This is a genomic window from Hyphomicrobium sp., assembly GCF_041674905.1.
GTDB lineage: Bacteria > Pseudomonadota > Alphaproteobacteria > Rhizobiales > Hyphomicrobiaceae > Hyphomicrobium_B.
Map to the genome: position 1 here is coordinate 24,638 of NZ_JBAYUV010000034.1, position 14,083 is coordinate 38,720.

At 31.4% G+C, this 14,083-nt stretch carries 26 protein-coding genes; all 26 read left to right on the forward strand.

What is annotated here, in order from left to right; translation table 11 throughout:
• The first annotated feature begins 234 nt into the window (after window positions 1-234).
• The 26 genes from iscB to WC026_RS13375 all read left to right on the forward strand — a co-directional run bounded on the left by iscB (window position 235) and on the right by WC026_RS13375 (window position 13,972).
• The gene (gene iscB / locus WC026_RS13250; protein ID WP_372711486.1) at window positions 235-1,530 is read left to right on the forward strand and encodes an RNA-guided endonuclease IscB; all 1,296 of its coding nucleotides are present in this window, start codon (window positions 235-237) and stop codon (window positions 1,528-1,530) included.
• A gap of 75 nt (window positions 1,531-1,605) precedes the next feature.
• Complete coding sequence (locus WC026_RS13255) at window positions 1,606-1,950, forward strand: hypothetical protein (RefSeq protein ID WP_372711487.1); 345 nt, start codon at window positions 1,606-1,608, stop codon at window positions 1,948-1,950.
• 3 nt (window positions 1,951-1,953) lie between these two features.
• Window positions 1,954-2,475, forward strand: a complete 522-nt coding sequence (locus WC026_RS13260) for a hypothetical protein (RefSeq protein ID WP_372711488.1) — start codon at window positions 1,954-1,956, stop codon at window positions 2,473-2,475.
• Between the two features lie 90 nt (window positions 2,476-2,565).
• Window positions 2,566-2,955, forward strand: coding sequence for a hypothetical protein (locus WC026_RS13265; RefSeq protein ID WP_372711489.1), 390 nt, complete (start codon window positions 2,566-2,568; stop codon window positions 2,953-2,955).
• 11 nt (window positions 2,956-2,966) lie between these two features.
• Window positions 2,967-3,359: a hypothetical protein gene (locus WC026_RS13270; RefSeq protein WP_372711490.1), complete on the forward strand. Its 393-nt coding sequence runs from the start codon at window positions 2,967-2,969 to the stop codon at window positions 3,357-3,359.
• 3 nt (window positions 3,360-3,362) lie between these two features.
• Window positions 3,363-4,007, forward strand: coding sequence for a hypothetical protein (locus tag WC026_RS13275; protein WP_372711491.1), 645 nt, complete (start codon window positions 3,363-3,365; stop codon window positions 4,005-4,007).
• 12 nt (window positions 4,008-4,019) lie between these two features.
• Window positions 4,020-4,439 (forward strand): hypothetical protein, encoded by a 420-nt coding sequence (locus WC026_RS13280; RefSeq protein ID WP_372711492.1) that lies wholly within the window; start codon window positions 4,020-4,022, stop codon window positions 4,437-4,439.
• Between the two features lie 307 nt (window positions 4,440-4,746).
• Window positions 4,747-5,298, forward strand: coding sequence for a hypothetical protein (locus WC026_RS13285; RefSeq protein WP_372711493.1), 552 nt, complete (start codon window positions 4,747-4,749; stop codon window positions 5,296-5,298).
• Between the two features lie 264 nt (window positions 5,299-5,562).
• Window positions 5,563-5,781 (forward strand): hypothetical protein, encoded by a 219-nt coding sequence (locus WC026_RS13290; RefSeq protein ID WP_372711494.1) that lies wholly within the window; start codon window positions 5,563-5,565, stop codon window positions 5,779-5,781.
• Complete coding sequence (locus WC026_RS13295; protein WP_372711495.1) at window positions 5,778-6,047, forward strand: hypothetical protein; 270 nt, start codon at window positions 5,778-5,780, stop codon at window positions 6,045-6,047. Before WC026_RS13290 ends, WC026_RS13295 begins: the two co-directional genes overlap by 4 nt.
• Complete coding sequence (locus WC026_RS13300) at window positions 6,044-6,592, forward strand: hypothetical protein (RefSeq protein ID WP_372711496.1); 549 nt, start codon at window positions 6,044-6,046, stop codon at window positions 6,590-6,592. The genes WC026_RS13295 and WC026_RS13300 overlap by 4 nt, the downstream gene beginning before the upstream one ends.
• Before the next feature lie 232 nt (window positions 6,593-6,824).
• The gene (locus tag WC026_RS13305; RefSeq protein WP_372711497.1) at window positions 6,825-7,025 is read left to right on the forward strand and encodes a hypothetical protein; all 201 of its coding nucleotides are present in this window, start codon (window positions 6,825-6,827) and stop codon (window positions 7,023-7,025) included.
• A gap of 7 nt (window positions 7,026-7,032) precedes the next feature.
• Entirely contained in the window at window positions 7,033-7,257 is a 225-nt protein-coding gene (locus tag WC026_RS13310) for a hypothetical protein (RefSeq protein ID WP_372711498.1), read from the forward strand.
• A gap of 92 nt (window positions 7,258-7,349) precedes the next feature.
• The gene (locus WC026_RS13315; protein ID WP_372711499.1) at window positions 7,350-7,610 is read left to right on the forward strand and encodes a hypothetical protein; all 261 of its coding nucleotides are present in this window, start codon (window positions 7,350-7,352) and stop codon (window positions 7,608-7,610) included.
• A 48-nt stretch (window positions 7,611-7,658) separates the two neighbouring features.
• Entirely contained in the window at window positions 7,659-8,102 is a 444-nt protein-coding gene (locus tag WC026_RS13320) for a hypothetical protein (protein ID WP_372711500.1), read from the forward strand.
• A complete protein-coding gene (locus WC026_RS13325; RefSeq protein WP_372711501.1) occupies window positions 8,096-8,527 on the forward strand; it encodes a hypothetical protein in 432 nt (143 codons plus the stop codon). Before WC026_RS13320 ends, WC026_RS13325 begins: the two co-directional genes overlap by 7 nt.
• 355 nt (window positions 8,528-8,882) lie before the next feature.
• The gene (locus WC026_RS13330) at window positions 8,883-9,383 is read left to right on the forward strand and encodes a helix-turn-helix domain-containing protein (RefSeq protein ID WP_372711502.1); all 501 of its coding nucleotides are present in this window, start codon (window positions 8,883-8,885) and stop codon (window positions 9,381-9,383) included.
• Window positions 9,384-9,394: 11 nt separating this feature from the next.
• Window positions 9,395-9,646 (forward strand): helix-turn-helix domain-containing protein, encoded by a 252-nt coding sequence (locus WC026_RS13335; RefSeq protein ID WP_372711503.1) that lies wholly within the window; start codon window positions 9,395-9,397, stop codon window positions 9,644-9,646.
• Window positions 9,647-9,964: 318 nt separating this feature from the next.
• Window positions 9,965-10,321: a hypothetical protein gene (locus tag WC026_RS13340; RefSeq protein WP_372711504.1), complete on the forward strand. Its 357-nt coding sequence runs from the start codon at window positions 9,965-9,967 to the stop codon at window positions 10,319-10,321.
• Window positions 10,322-10,329: 8 nt separating this feature from the next.
• Window positions 10,330-11,166, forward strand: a complete 837-nt coding sequence (locus WC026_RS13345) for a hypothetical protein (protein ID WP_372711505.1) — start codon at window positions 10,330-10,332, stop codon at window positions 11,164-11,166.
• Between the two features lie 35 nt (window positions 11,167-11,201).
• Entirely contained in the window at window positions 11,202-11,648 is a 447-nt protein-coding gene (locus WC026_RS13350; RefSeq protein ID WP_372711506.1) for a hypothetical protein, read from the forward strand.
• 525 nt (window positions 11,649-12,173) lie between these two features.
• The gene (locus WC026_RS13355) at window positions 12,174-12,485 is read left to right on the forward strand and encodes a hypothetical protein (RefSeq protein WP_372711507.1); all 312 of its coding nucleotides are present in this window, start codon (window positions 12,174-12,176) and stop codon (window positions 12,483-12,485) included.
• Window positions 12,475-12,666, forward strand: a complete 192-nt coding sequence (locus WC026_RS13360; RefSeq protein ID WP_372711508.1) for a hypothetical protein — start codon at window positions 12,475-12,477, stop codon at window positions 12,664-12,666. The genes WC026_RS13355 and WC026_RS13360 overlap by 11 nt, the downstream gene beginning before the upstream one ends.
• Window positions 12,667-13,061: 395 nt before the next feature.
• Entirely contained in the window at window positions 13,062-13,442 is a 381-nt protein-coding gene (locus WC026_RS13365) for a hypothetical protein (RefSeq protein ID WP_372711509.1), read from the forward strand.
• Window positions 13,443-13,465: 23 nt separating this feature from the next.
• Window positions 13,466-13,660: a hypothetical protein gene (locus WC026_RS13370; protein WP_372711510.1), complete on the forward strand. Its 195-nt coding sequence runs from the start codon at window positions 13,466-13,468 to the stop codon at window positions 13,658-13,660.
• A 21-nt stretch (window positions 13,661-13,681) separates the two neighbouring features.
• On the forward strand, window positions 13,682-13,972 hold the full coding sequence (locus WC026_RS13375; RefSeq protein WP_372711511.1) for a hypothetical protein: 291 nt from the start codon (window positions 13,682-13,684) through the stop codon (window positions 13,970-13,972).
• Window positions 13,973-14,083: the final 111 nt, after the last annotated feature.

Sequence of the window (14,083 nt, forward strand, 5' to 3'; positions counted from 1 at the left end):
GTTCACAAGACTAAGCCCTTGAAAAAGGAGCTACGATAGTTGGGAATATGACACATTTGGTTGACGCAACAGACCAAAAAAACTGTCGCTTAATTTTAAGAAGAACTAAAGGAAAAGTTCGGTGAATTAAGCATGAAATCCCGATTATCTTTGTCGAGTTGAAGTCGGATTTTTAACTCGGTCACAGAGTTAAAATACGCAAAACCTGCTGAAAAGCAGAGTATTTATTCAGAAATGAATCTGAATAGTAAAGAAAAAAAAGGAGAAAAAATGGTTTTCGTTTTAAGCAAAAAAGGAGTCCCACTAATGCCATGTTGTTCGGCAATCGGTAGACTTTTGCTTAAACAAAATAAGGCAAAAGTGAGAAAAACTTCGCCTTTTACTATTCAATTAAATTATGATTCAACTAATTACGTCCAAAATTTAACGCTCGGAATTGATTCAGGAAGTTCAAAAATAGGAAGTTCGGTTGTGAACGACAAAAGCGAAGTTATTTATCTTTCTGAAGTCGAAATAAGAAACGACATTTCAGAAAAATTAAAACAACGGGCAAAATATCGCAGAAGTCGTAGAAACAGAAAAACAAGGTATCGTCAAGCAAGATGGCTAAACCGAAAAAATAGCATCAAAAACGGAAGATTTTCGCCAACAATGGTGAGCAAAATCAACTGTCATTTGAAAGAAATTAATTTCGTAAAATCCATTTTGCCAATCAAAAATGTGATAATCGAAACTGCTACTTTCGACCCTCATGCTTTGAAAAATCCCGAAGTTTTAGAAAATTTGACTTTGTATCAGCAAGGAATTAATTATGGCTATGCAAATACAAAAGCATTTATTTTAAACAGAGATAGTTATACTTGTCAAAACAAAGGTTGTAAGTCAAAAGAAAAAAGGTTAGAAGTTCATCATATTATATTTCGTAAAAATAACGGTTCAGACGAACATGACAATCTGATTACACTTTGCAAAACCTGTCACGATGGAGTTCATAATGAAGTAATTGATTTGAAATTAAGTGGTAAGAAAAAAGGAAATTTGAATCACGCAACGCAAATGAATAGCATCCGAAAACAACTTTTGAAAACTTTACCCGAAGCAAAAGAAACTTTTGGCTTTATCACAAAAGAAAATCGCCAAATTATGAACTTACCAAAAGGTCATTATTTTGATGCTGTGGCTATTGCAAACGAATGTTGCGATAATGTGAACTTCAAAATCGAAGGCGTAATCTTTAAAAAATGTATCGCTGACGGTGATTTTCAACTGCGAAAAGGGATACGTTCCGAACAAATAATTCCTGTGAGAAAAATTATGGGATTTAGGAAATTTGACAAGGTTAAGTACATTGGAAAAGAGTATTTTATCAAAGGTAGAATGTCAAGTGGATATGCTATTTTAATGGATATTAATGGTGACAAAATAGCTCTAAAACCAATACCGAAATTCTCAGAAATGAAACGGATTAGCGCAAGAAAAACGTGGATTACAAGCATTGAAAAACTAAATATCAATCAAAATGAAAGTTGAAAAAGGAGTCGCTTTCATCCCCTACCCTAAAGGGAATAGGGGTTTTTCGCTCCATGAAGATAAAAACAAGAAATAATGGAAATATCAAAACTATCAACTACCGAAATACTCGCAGAGTTAAAAAGAAGAACTGATTTAGAAAACGAAAGTGAAAGCAAACCGACTTTAGTTTTTGGGACAATCTGTATAGACGGAGGAAAACATTTCGTTGAAGCGTTCAAAGAAATAAAAACCGATAAAGATTTGAGTTTTATCCGTAATTTGGAATTGCGGTCAAGATTCAATAGTCACCGAAACTACAGGGGCTTTTATTTTAAAACGGACAACTACAAAGGACTCGAAGAGAGTATGAAAAAAGACAATTGTGCTTTTGCTGAATTTATTAGGAGTTCAAAATCTATTAATTTCATAAAGCTATAAATCATGGAAACACTCGAACTAAAATATCTCGCACCTTATCTTCCATACAATCTAAAGGCAATTTGCACGACTAATCAAATATGTACTATTGGAGATGGTTATAATCATATATATAAGGGAGATATAATGCAGATTGGCGTAGACGATTACCGCTTGTTTCAAAACGAAACAGAATATTTTAAGCCAATCCTTCGCATACTTTCCGACCTTGCAAAAGAGATAGAAAAAGACGGTAAAAAGTTTGTGCCGTTAATTGAACTTGCAAAGTTAGCTTCTCCGAAAAACACAAAAATAAAACTAATGAATGACCATGTAAGTCTTGGTCACGATTATACATTTCATTATGACAATAAAAATTTATCTTTTAATTGTCTGAGAGGATTTGATGGTAAAAAAGCAGATGCAAATTGCTTTGTTTTTAATCAATTATTACTTTTTCAAAAACTATTTGAATGGCATTTTGATGTTTTCGGACTAATTGAAAAAGGTTTAGCTGTTGATATTAACGAGCTAAGAAACAAATAAAATATTTATCTTAAAAAATATTAATTATTTCTTGTTTTTCTCAAAAATTAGCTATACGTTTGCGTATCTAATTTGTTTAACACACAAGCCATGAACACAATCAAAGACATAAGTACTACGTTAACGGAAATTCTTTCATTGAAAGACCCTATTCAAATAAGATTAGAAATGACTAAGTTAGGATGGTCTTCTAATGACCAATTAACAGATATGGGGTGGAAAGACGGTGAATACGGATATTCTATTTGGTTTGAGCGTTGGGATTGGTACGGAGCAAAGGTTTATTCAAAAATATGTTTTCATGCTCACGAATCAGATTTAAACAAAATCTTAGAAACCATTAAAAAGGCTGTAAGTATATGTTTTAAATCTTGGATTTCTTGTCCTGACTTTGTACCCATTCAATTGGTAAATGACCAAATTAGAGAAAACACAATAGCTACTCGATATTGGGATGGACGTAAAAAATCATCTATTTAAAATCACACGTTATGGAAATAGAAGAAATTGTCAAAAACAATATCATTATAGCGAAATTTTTAGGAGTAGAGATTTTCAATAACGACACGAAATTTAATCTACCATTTGGTTGTAAGGCAGCAAAAAAAGGTAATTATGACGAATGGGCTAACGCTGACAATAATGGTTTTGTGTTAAACGTAGATTTTTTAGAATATCACGAGTCATGGGACGCACTAATCCCCGTTATCCAAAAGCTAAAAGAACTAAAAATTGAAGATGGAATTTTAGTGAATGATTCCGCAGTAACATTTGTGAATGAATTAGGCAAAATTAAAAGACATCTCATCCGTATGGAATTAGAAAAAACATGGTTGGCTACTGTCGGATTTATAAATTGGCACAACAAAATTAAAAACAAATAAGTCATGGAAAAAGAAGAAAGAACGGCACACGAAAGCTTCGGTCAAATATCTTTTAGTAGAGTTAATTGTAATCCAAGCCAAAAATTTTACGGTTCAGAACTTCCTCAAGACCATTACATAACAATGGAAGTTAATAATTCTGAAATAATAAGAGAGTTGAGTCGGGATAGATACTATAATGTAGGTATTCCCATAATGAAAATCAGAATGTCAAGTGGGCAATTTTCAGAACTTATTACATCAATGAATATCGGTTCAGGAGTTTGTTGTACAATTGAAAGAGTTGACGGAAAAAAAGTTGCCGATTTACCTATACAGGAAAGCAGAAAAGAATTTGTTCATCGAAAATTTGAGGAACGAATGAAAATTTTTGCTGACAAATTGAAAAGTAAACAACAGGAAGCAAAGGAAATTGTAAAAAAGAAAACTTTAAGCAAAGACGATATTCATAATTTAACCACACATCTTGAATGGCTTACTCAAGAAATATCGGGCAATATTCCATTTTTTGCAGAATGTTTTCAGGATACTATGGACGAAGTTGTGCATGAAGCGAAGTTAGAGGTTGAAAACGCAATACAGCATAAAATAAACGTGTTAGGACTGCAATCGTTACACGAACAAGGAAAGTTGCTTGACAACAAATAAAAGCTTAAAAAAATGAAGGACAATAATTTCGATGAAAAAGTCGCTAAATACGTTAGATGTATGGATAGAGAAATGCTTCATGAGATAGCTTCTAATTTTTATCGCAGAGGATTTTTTGAAGATAAAGAAGGGTTATTTGATTCGCATTTTTCAGATTTCATGAAAGATATTGAAAGCCACTTTTTAAAACCAATTATTGTTGTCTGTGGCATCGGAGGTATAGGAGCGGCTTCTACTTTGGTAAGAGAAAGCATCAATATGAAACGAAGTGTGACAATCATATCTCCAATCAAAGATTCAGTAGAAAATAAAGAGCCTATTCTCCCTATTTTAACAAATCATAAGATTGACTTCTTGCAAGAGCCAACATTTTTCCCTTCAAAAAATAGGCAAGAGAGAAGAAAAGACGAAAGAATATCAAAAAAAAAATGAATAAAAAATAAATTTAGTAAGACATTTAAAAAGAAATAAATTACCAAAACTTGAGCGGATTGTTTTAAAACTCATACGAAGATATAGGATACGTCAAAGAACTTGTAGATTAACAATCCGTACAGAGCCTGTTTTAGAAACAGTAGGAGACGAAGTTATTAATTAAAACTAACAAAAAAAATGAAAAAATTTATAAACATGTTCTTTGGTGCATTATTTACTATTGCTTTTTTTTCATTTGTAATTACCGTACTGACAATTGCAGTAATATATTTATATTCTGAATTCATAAAACACATCTAAAACTATGAAAAAATTAACTGTAAAAACTGCGAAAGCAAACACAAAATACCAATACGTGTATGAAGAAACCTCTGCGAATTATTCTTTCAAACCAAACGAAGAGTTATTGGAATTTGCTAAAGAGTTCTCCGATTCATATACAAAATTAAGAGTCGGAGATTATGTCTCGAATGCAGAAACTTATAAAATTAAATACCTTAGTCAGATTAAAGATAAGGGTGTTCATAACAAGACAGGAGCGAGAGTCTCTAATTCAACAGGAATAATTGAATTGGACAAAAAAATACTAAAACATAAATGTATCACTCCTGACTTTGTATTTCTTCTTATTTTATGGTGCATAGCTCGTTACGAATCTAAATATTTATTTTCAAGCGAATTAGTAGCTGACGAAACATCATTAAAATACTACTTAACTACAGTCCGTTCTAAACGGAATGCTATTGTAGGTTGGGTGAAATTATTGAGTCATGCCCAAACAGAACAAAATAAGGAAAGATTAAAAAAAATGTTCGAGATTTTAGATTCAGAAAGAAATGACACAAAAAAAGAATAACTCTATTTCAATAGGTGATTCCGTTAAATTTTACGATTGTCATCAAGCTTTTTTAGATAAAGATTATTCGGGAGAAAACCCGAAACACTACCCAATCGGAATAGTGAAAAAAATCTACGACTACAAAAGTTATTTTGGATACACTGATAGAGTTTGTGATATTCAGGTGGGAAATCGAATAAGTGAAGCGCATTTTATTTCGGCAGTCACACCGATAAACTAATCTGAAAATTTTTAATTATATTTCAAATAAAACCCTAAAAAATGACTTTTGAAGAAATATTTAACAAAGACGGCTTGTATGTAGCCGATGGTTTTGCGGAAGGATGTTGCTTGAAAATAGAAAACGGAACGTTGCTTATAGTGCAATTTGATGATGAAAACGATGTGTTTCCGAAGGAGGAAATTTTTGCCTGTTATAGAGGATTATTCAAAAAGGATTACAAAAAAGTTTTTACAAGACAATCTCTATTCAAAAAATGAAAAAAGAAACATATAAAAGACTCAGTGAATTAGGATTTGTAGAGTCGATTGAAAACAGGAAACACAACAAAGAGTTTGGTATATCAAAATCTTTTGTAAAAGACAATCTTTATTGCGAAATAGTTAATAGAGGTAATTGGTTTTCTATACAGATTTCGGGAGGAAACTTTCAACGAGATTATTACCCATCCAATTTTGATGTGGTTTTTAAAGAAGACGTTGATAAAGCTTTTGGACAAATAAAATATTTATTAGAAGAAAAATGAACAGAGATTGGATGAAAGGCAAAAATAGAGAAGAAAAGATTCTTCTTTCAGGATTTTTGTCATTAAATGAGGTAAATAAAATGCCTGAATCTGAATATAAAAATAATATTTTAGATGCAGTAGAAAAAGGAAAAGAAAATCATGCTCCAAGTATTAATTACGGAAACAACAGAAGTAGGTTTCCTGACGAGTTTTTAAAAGGATTAGGAGGAGAGATTATTCTGTATCCCCTCGAATGGATGGCAGACTTTGTTTTGCTCGAACATAAAAACAGAATTGATAGTGGTGACTCAGAGTTTTTTTCAGAGTTTTCTCAAATTCTAAAGTCGGACGCTCTATATTATTCCTTTTCTCAAATGAAGCCACAAACACTCGGACTTTATGCCTATACAGTTCTTAACTCAAAATACGACTTTATATTTAACTCAGCACTTGAAATTTTAGACCTGTACAAAAACTATTATGTCGCTCGTTTAACGAATGATAAAGTAGATTTGAAACGACAGGTTAGTGAACATAAAAAATGGTTGAAATCAATAAATTAAGATATGGATGAAATTTATGTAATAATTCATGGGAACGAAATTCATAAAAATATGTTTTTTCTTGATGATAATGACGCAAGAGATTGGATAGTAACCGAAAACGTAGGGAAAGAAGTGGTTAGACCTAATGAAAACACATTCGTATATTTACCATTTAGGTCAAAATTCGTTATTAAAAAACTAACCAAAAGCAACGACTACAAATCAAGGCAAGATTATTAAAATAAAAATCATGAAAAAGAAATCCATTTTGACCGAAAAAGAAATTGACATCCTTAATAAAACCAATAGTCTTATAGACAAAATTGTTGACCGCAACAAAGGAAAGGAAAACTACGAAGCAATTAAAGATATTGGTCTTTATGCCAAAATTAAAATAAAAAGACTCATGCTCTTGACAAATAAAATTTCACAATCTCCTGAAATAATTTAAAAACGATATGAAAAAAGGAACGAAAATTAAAATATATTCAACAGACCAAAAAGACTTCTTGGGTATCGGAGAATACATAGGTTCTGAAAGAGTGGATTTTAGATTTATGGGGTTCGGATTCATTTGGACTCCAATTTTTAAATTAGGAAGAAAAAAAATAAAAGGAAGTGAATGTTGGTGGATTAAGCTTTCGGAAGCAAAGAAAATCGAAAAAGAATTACTCACAAAATAAATATTTTCAAAAATATTTATTATTTCCCTTGTTTATTTCAAAATTATATCTACATTCGCGTATAATTAGTTTAGCACACAAAATCTATAATCATGGAAACTACCGTAACAGCAAAAGTTGAAATAAACTTCAAAGAAGGAAAAAAAGAAATCGAAATGCTTTTAAAACAAACCAACGAAATAGAAAACTGTGAAGAAGGTCGAGTTGTTGTTTTAAACTTGCAAAACGAAGAAACGTATGCAGGATTTTTCAAAGGGATGGACGATGAAGATATTATGTTAGGCTCGTTAAGAGATACAACCGTTATTGGCTTAAAAGCAAATTGGGTAAATAATTATTTCGAGCAAATTTAGCTATAGCCCCCCAATATTTAATCAAAAACAACTTAATTATCTGAAATCATGAATTATAAAGACATAAAAATAGAACAGTCACATCTCGGTAACTACAAACGAGAATCTGAACAACACGGATTTAACACTATAGTTCTTTCTTGCCCCGTACAAGGAAAACAAGAAGATTGGCAAATGGTTGGCAGAATAGTTCAGGTTCGTAAAAAAAGCGGAATATTCGGAAGCGATACAATTTTAGTTAGGCAATTGGATGGTAATTTACAGGCTTATGAAAACAATTCATTTTTCTCCGTGCATGATGATTTTAAGGGGTTTTATGACGAATTATTCAAAGACCTTCCTGAAGAGAGACCAAACATTGAATATTCAATGTCAGGAGGAAACCACAAAGCCATAGGATTCATTGTAGAAGGTATGGACTGTACGGACGGCAGAATAGGGTCGTTTGTAGTGCAGAAAGAAGATAATGGAAATGTTAAAATTAAATGTTAAAAACTATGTATTTAGAAGACCAATGTTGCAACGAAATGCAAGGCGAAAAACTTAAAAAGTTAGGAGTCAAACAAGAATCGCTATTCTATCATACTTATTCGGAAAAATGGGGAGTAATGCCAAAAAAAAGTATCGACTTTTCAGGGAGTCCTACCTCAGCTTTTACTGTTGCTGAATTAGGAGTTATGATTCCGAGTCCAATTACTCATAAAAACGCAAATTACATAATAACATCTATGCCTTCAGCGCAAGGAGATATATTTCCTTCTTCAAAATGGACTTCAAGAATGGAAAATAAGGGAAACGGATTATGGTGTAAAGGATTTGGCGAAACTGAAGCTATTGCAAGGGCAAATATGTTAATACACCTTTTAGAAAACAAAATAGCATCAATAGACGAAGTTAATATTCGTTTAATGGCTTAAATATATCAAATGAAAAAACAAACCTACTATAAGAACCGAATCATATTTGAAGACAGACTTGAAAAATCAGTCAAAGATAGATTTGGTAAATCTGCAATAGAACCGTTGTTAGTGGGATTCAGAAACAAAGAATTGTTTTTTAAACTATATTCTTACGATAGAAATATCAAAGGGTCATTATCTTCAATCTTCAAAAAAAATACTCCAAAATGTTTTAAAACGTGGCAAGACAAACCCATGCGGAGATTAAAATTAGTTGATTTGAATAGAGAGTCGTTCAAACGATTCGCAGGAGATTACGAAAGGCTTTTGGAAAATATCTCCCGAAAACAAAACAGACAAAAATTATAAAGAAATGGAAAAAGAGGATAGAATAATTTACATGACGAAATTTTGCGAAAAAATATTCTTTCAAAGCGGAATAAAACTCGATATGGATTTACTGAAGAGTAAAAGCAGAATAGAAGATGCCGTAATAAAAAGAGCAGTTGCCGTATACATATTGCAAAAACAACGCTATACATCTATCGCAATTGGAGAGTTATTGAATAAAGACCACGCAACTATTCTACATTCAGCCAAAGTATTTAATTCAAATAAAAAGAAATTAAGTAAGTATCAGGCTGATAGGAACAGGGATTACAATTATTTGATAAAAAGAGTTGATGGCGTATTTAATGATATTAGCAAAGAATTTCCTATTGCAAGAAAATATTCTTGGAAAGAAGTGAGTTTTGCTTATTTATTAGGGTTATCAAATGGTCAAATTAGTGAATCTGAATTTAATGAAGAAGCAATTGTAAGAAAAAAAGACTTACATGATTTGCAAAAAAGACTCGAAAAAACTATTCTGTAAATCTAAAAATTATGCCATTAAAATATAAGTTAAAAGAAGCCCGAAAAATGAAAGGAGAAAGTTTACGGGAAGCCTCAAAAGGAATGGGTAAAAGCCATGAGTGGTTAAACAAACACGAAAATGGTAAACTTAAAATGGATAGTGAGCTTTTAATAATGTTCGCTAAATATTATGGAGTGACCGTTGATTATTTGATGCCAAACCCGAACCGACCAAAAATAGTTTTAGGCGAAGTTGAATTTCATAAATACACAAAATTTTAATAGCACAAAATGAAAACACAAGATTACGTTAAAAAGTACAATCTCAGCGTTTCTGACAAATTTAATCATTCTGATTTTGTCGAAGATTTAGCGAGCGATTTTATCGCTCTTTTAGAGATAAATAATGGAAAAGAAAACTTATAAGGAATGGAAATCTTTAGTTCCGATAGAGTGGAATCTTTTGATATTAAGTCCTGACGGATGGAACAGAAATGATTTTACGCACTCGTATTTTAATGAACTGATAACAAAGGAAGAATTTATGAAAAGAGTGTCTTTATCTACTATCCGATGTAATCCTAAATCTTTTGAAAAAGAATGGAAATGAGAAAAATAATTATAGCAAAAAGAGACGCATTTGTTAAAGAAGTTAAAAGTGGTAAATTTGATTCCGACAAATCGAAAATATATAAGTTGTTACTTGAAAAGCCAATGACTTTAGAGAACTTAATTTTGTATGATTTTCCCGAAAAGACAGCGAGTGCAAGAATAAGTGAACTAATGGATTTAGGTCTTGTCTCAGCGAAAGGCAATAAACATAGCTTTTTCCATGTTGTAAAAAATAAAAAGGAGCAAACAAAATTAATGAATGAACGACAGAAAGAAACCTTTTCTCAATGGAAAAAAAGAGGAGAAAAAATGGGGTGGATTGACAAAATTAAGAACGGCAAATAACTAAAAACATGAGTTTAAAAGCATACGATGGATTAATGACAACTAAAGGTTTTCCTTATATCCAAAAAGAGATACAAAAAAGAATTGGTCGGCTTCGGGAAGCCTCCGAAAATCAAGTCGCAAAAGAATATGCTCATCTAATCACAAAACACGCAGATAGGAACGAAAGTGAAAAATCGGTAATAATAGATAGTTTGTTATTCCGTGTCATTAACGATGATGAAACCTTTGCTGAAAAAATAAAAAAAATAGATACTGAAAAATACCCTATTCTTTCCGTTCTTTTTCAAGGGGCTAAAATTTTATCAGAAACCAATTTTATTAATGAGTTTACCGTTCACTTAAATATATCTTTAGAGGTAAAAGCAAAAAGAATTTTAATGAATCCAAATTGCCTTGTTCACGGGCATAGAAAAATCCTTTTAGAGTGCTTCCAAGATTGGTACGCTCAAGACGGAGAAGATGCGGATGAAAACGTGCCAAAAAGAGAATGGGAAATGAGATGTAAAGATTGGTACGAGTTCCATGAAAATTTCGACTTCACTACTCAGATAAAAATATTTGACCCGAAAGATTATAAAAATAGTGTTATTCCTAACTTTAGAGGAGAAAAACTTACAAATGCAATATTGAGCCATATTCCTTCGGATGAAAAAAGAATTAAGGATATTGTGAAAAGAAAGCTGATTGGGAATCGAAAAACACAAAGTCTTAGTGACTATATTAAAAAAGACAACTATCTTGATTCTGAGGAAGGTAAAATTGAAATCGAAACATATATCAAAGAAAATCCTATTCAATTAACAAAAATTGATTTGGACTACCTTAATAATGAAAAAGTATAAAAAAAACAAATAATTAACCAACAAATAAAAATAAAATGACACCAACAATCAAGCTAATCCTTATCTGCTATTGGACATTTACCGTTCTTTACGAATCAATTTTCATCGTTATAGAATGGAAGCGATTTAAGAAAAAAATGGAAAAAAACGAAATGATTCAAGTGCTGAAAATGACCTATCAACAGAGCGCACAGATGCAGTTATTTTGGAAAAGAATTTGGAGTCCTCTTGGATTTTTTGTCGGATTCACATTTCTGTGTATCACAAGCCCCGTCCTGTTTGTTTTTTCTGTTCAGACATTGTTAAAAAAACTTTTCGGATATAAATCGGCTTTAGAAAAACGAGCTGAAGAAGAAGCTAAAATGATGGAAGAAGCACAACAAAAAAGAGATGAATTTATGAGGACTGAAGGCGTATATTCAGATGATGATACGGCAGAAATGCAATTCATAGGAGACGAACAACCTGTAAATCCTAATTAAAAATCCCCCGATGAAGGACTACTTTAAAAGGCTAAAAAACCATTCAGGGATTGGCGTAGCAACGACAACTATAATACTCAATTGCAAATAGAAAAAATCATATTTAAGACGAGTAGCATCGTCTTTTTTTATGTTTAAAAAATAAAGATTAAATAATTAGTATTTTGCAAAATATTTATTACATTTGCTCACTCAACACACAAGATAAAAATGAAAAGATATTTGATTGAAAAAATAAAGTCACTATATAGGTTGCTTTTTTTTATCTTAGCAATTCTGCTTGTTGGATATAGAAACATAGCAATTCCTTTTTGGTTACTTTCCCCGATAATACTTGCCCTATGTTTAGCGCAAGATTCAAAGGACATATTCTATTCTGATTATTTTATACTATTTTGGATATTTGGGACTCTTCTGTTTTATGTGTTATATTTTAAAACAATTAAATACATGAACTCAAAAGCAGAAAGCGTATTAAAAGATTGGACTAAAAAAAAATAAAATGCAATTAAATAATTTATTTTTATGATTGGAAAATTAATAAAGCTCAACGGGCTATATGCCGTTACAGGAGATAATAACCACGAAACTTTACCATTTGCTCACACTACAAGACAAATAACCGAAATGATAGTAGAAAGGTTTGGTTTGGAATATGCTGAAATAGATGATTGTTGGCAAATAGAATACGAAATAATAGAGGGAGGATTCAGACAATTATGTAGTTGTTATTGTCATATAAATAGTGGTGTAAAACACATTGTTGCTTGTTGCAAAGATGGGTATGTTGGGGAAATTTATAATCAACCTAAAATAAATAAAATTTATGAAGGCTGAAATTAAAGATAAAGACAAAAACATTGTGAAAGCACTCAATATGATTGGGTACAAAATTGATTCAAAGCAACTTGAAATGATATTAAATGTTGCTGAATATGTAACCAAGAAAGGTGCTGAAACAAGCATAAGAGATTTGACTGAATTAGAAGGATTAGTAAATGGATTGTACGAAGCGTAATTTATTGCTTTTGGAAGTTCTTGTAGCTTAATTTCAGCCACTTAAATATTTTTTTGGAAAAAATATAAAAATTTATTTGGTCAGTTCATTTTCTTTTTCTACATTTGCGTATATCAAATCACTTAACACACAAAAGATATGAAAACTAAAGCGAATTACACCATATTGATTATCGCAAACATTATCACGTTATTCTTTCTATTTACAAAAGTTCACGAAAGAGACTCAATCATAAATAGTATGAGTTCTGAAATAGAAACGAAAAACTCATACATTAAAATTGCAACAAAAACTATTGACGATTGCAACAAAGAATCTAATAAGTGGTTCAATAAATATCTTGAATCCGAAAGAGAGAAATATCCCGAATTAAAAGCAGATAAAAAATAAACGCCATGAAAGAATATACATCAAACGGTATTCAATACACTTATGATTTGAGTTCTAATGGAGGTCATTTCACCCTTTTCGCTACTGCAAACCATACCGAAAAAGAAATTTTAAATGCTAAAAATGAACTGAAACATGAAAGGGACGTTGTTAGTTTGAAACTTGCTACGGATGAAGATTTTGATGATTATTTCAAATTAGAATATTTTCGGGACGCACGACTTAGAAACTTAAAATGGTGGCAGATTAACCAAAACGAAAAACTAATACGAAAAGAACGAAAAAAAGGTACAACTCCTACTCAATTTGTAGATAATTTTGTTTTACCACTCGTAAGTCAAACAGAACAGTTTTATCGGGAAAAACACAAAGGATTAATTTTTTAAATCATTTAAACAACACGCAAGTTATGAAAACACATTTAGTATTAGATTTAGTCTACCACGAAGAAGAAGGACAGGGATGTTTTGACGGAACAGAACAAGAATGTCATGCGTTTATCGCGCAACAAGGTGGTGCAGTTTTTATGTATAAAGTCGTTCCTATGACAAAAGAAGAAATCGAAACTCATCCTGACAATATCAAATTATTAGTTAAAAAATAATCAAGCCAAAACACACAAGCCATGAAAAGAATAGAATTAAAAGAAGTTAAAAAACTAAACGAAGAAATGTTTGGCGTCCTAACAAGACATAACGAATCTGTATTGAAAGCGATTGAAAAAGTAAAAAAAGTTGTAGGACTTGATTTTCACATAAATCCGTTACCTGCTTTTGAAATAATTAGAAAAGAAGAAGGTAATTATTTAGATGACGGAAATACGCCTACGGAAGGGTATGAATGGATAGCTTATTGGGCTTTCTCTATAAATCATCAACCCGTAAATGGATTTAATTACAATTCAGTATCATATTAATATAGCGCAAATGTAGAAATATATATTTGAATATACAAATTTATTACGTATATTTGCGCTATGAAATTATCAGTTTACGCAAAAAAGTTAGGGATTGGGTATAGAACCGCA

What these genes read in the sequence shown, in the direction of transcription:
- iscB (WP_372711486.1), top strand. Translation starts at nt 235, where the DNA reads ATGAATCTGAATAGTAAAGAAAAAAAAGGAGAAAAAATGGTTTTCGTT.
- WC026_RS13255 (WP_372711487.1), top strand. Translation starts at nt 1,606, where the DNA reads ATGGAAATATCAAAACTATCAACTACCGAAATACTCGCAGAGTTAAAA.
- WC026_RS13260 (WP_372711488.1), top strand. Translation starts at nt 1,954, where the DNA reads ATGGAAACACTCGAACTAAAATATCTCGCACCTTATCTTCCATACAAT.
- WC026_RS13265 (WP_372711489.1), top strand. Translation starts at nt 2,566, where the DNA reads ATGAACACAATCAAAGACATAAGTACTACGTTAACGGAAATTCTTTCA.
- WC026_RS13270 (WP_372711490.1), top strand. Translation starts at nt 2,967, where the DNA reads ATGGAAATAGAAGAAATTGTCAAAAACAATATCATTATAGCGAAATTT.
- WC026_RS13275 (WP_372711491.1), top strand. Translation starts at nt 3,363, where the DNA reads ATGGAAAAAGAAGAAAGAACGGCACACGAAAGCTTCGGTCAAATATCT.
- WC026_RS13280 (WP_372711492.1), top strand. Translation starts at nt 4,020, where the DNA reads ATGAAGGACAATAATTTCGATGAAAAAGTCGCTAAATACGTTAGATGT.
- WC026_RS13285 (WP_372711493.1), top strand. Translation starts at nt 4,747, where the DNA reads ATGAAAAAATTAACTGTAAAAACTGCGAAAGCAAACACAAAATACCAA.
- WC026_RS13290 (WP_372711494.1), top strand. Translation starts at nt 5,563, where the DNA reads ATGACTTTTGAAGAAATATTTAACAAAGACGGCTTGTATGTAGCCGAT.
- WC026_RS13295 (WP_372711495.1), top strand. Translation starts at nt 5,778, where the DNA reads ATGAAAAAAGAAACATATAAAAGACTCAGTGAATTAGGATTTGTAGAG.
- WC026_RS13300 (WP_372711496.1), top strand. Translation starts at nt 6,044, where the DNA reads ATGAACAGAGATTGGATGAAAGGCAAAAATAGAGAAGAAAAGATTCTT.
- WC026_RS13305 (WP_372711497.1), top strand. Translation starts at nt 6,825, where the DNA reads ATGAAAAAGAAATCCATTTTGACCGAAAAAGAAATTGACATCCTTAAT.
- WC026_RS13310 (WP_372711498.1), top strand. Translation starts at nt 7,033, where the DNA reads ATGAAAAAAGGAACGAAAATTAAAATATATTCAACAGACCAAAAAGAC.
- WC026_RS13315 (WP_372711499.1), top strand. Translation starts at nt 7,350, where the DNA reads ATGGAAACTACCGTAACAGCAAAAGTTGAAATAAACTTCAAAGAAGGA.
- WC026_RS13320 (WP_372711500.1), top strand. Translation starts at nt 7,659, where the DNA reads ATGAATTATAAAGACATAAAAATAGAACAGTCACATCTCGGTAACTAC.
- WC026_RS13325 (WP_372711501.1), top strand. Translation starts at nt 8,096, where the DNA reads ATGTTAAAAACTATGTATTTAGAAGACCAATGTTGCAACGAAATGCAA.
- WC026_RS13330 (WP_372711502.1), top strand. Translation starts at nt 8,883, where the DNA reads ATGGAAAAAGAGGATAGAATAATTTACATGACGAAATTTTGCGAAAAA.
- WC026_RS13335 (WP_372711503.1), top strand. Translation starts at nt 9,395, where the DNA reads ATGCCATTAAAATATAAGTTAAAAGAAGCCCGAAAAATGAAAGGAGAA.
- WC026_RS13340 (WP_372711504.1), top strand. Translation starts at nt 9,965, where the DNA reads ATGGAAATGAGAAAAATAATTATAGCAAAAAGAGACGCATTTGTTAAA.
- WC026_RS13345 (WP_372711505.1), top strand. Translation starts at nt 10,330, where the DNA reads ATGAGTTTAAAAGCATACGATGGATTAATGACAACTAAAGGTTTTCCT.
- WC026_RS13350 (WP_372711506.1), top strand. Translation starts at nt 11,202, where the DNA reads ATGACACCAACAATCAAGCTAATCCTTATCTGCTATTGGACATTTACC.
- WC026_RS13355 (WP_372711507.1), top strand. Translation starts at nt 12,174, where the DNA reads ATGATTGGAAAATTAATAAAGCTCAACGGGCTATATGCCGTTACAGGA.
- WC026_RS13360 (WP_372711508.1), top strand. Translation starts at nt 12,475, where the DNA reads ATGAAGGCTGAAATTAAAGATAAAGACAAAAACATTGTGAAAGCACTC.
- WC026_RS13365 (WP_372711509.1), top strand. Translation starts at nt 13,062, where the DNA reads ATGAAAGAATATACATCAAACGGTATTCAATACACTTATGATTTGAGT.
- WC026_RS13370 (WP_372711510.1), top strand. Translation starts at nt 13,466, where the DNA reads ATGAAAACACATTTAGTATTAGATTTAGTCTACCACGAAGAAGAAGGA.
- WC026_RS13375 (WP_372711511.1), top strand. Translation starts at nt 13,682, where the DNA reads ATGAAAAGAATAGAATTAAAAGAAGTTAAAAAACTAAACGAAGAAATG.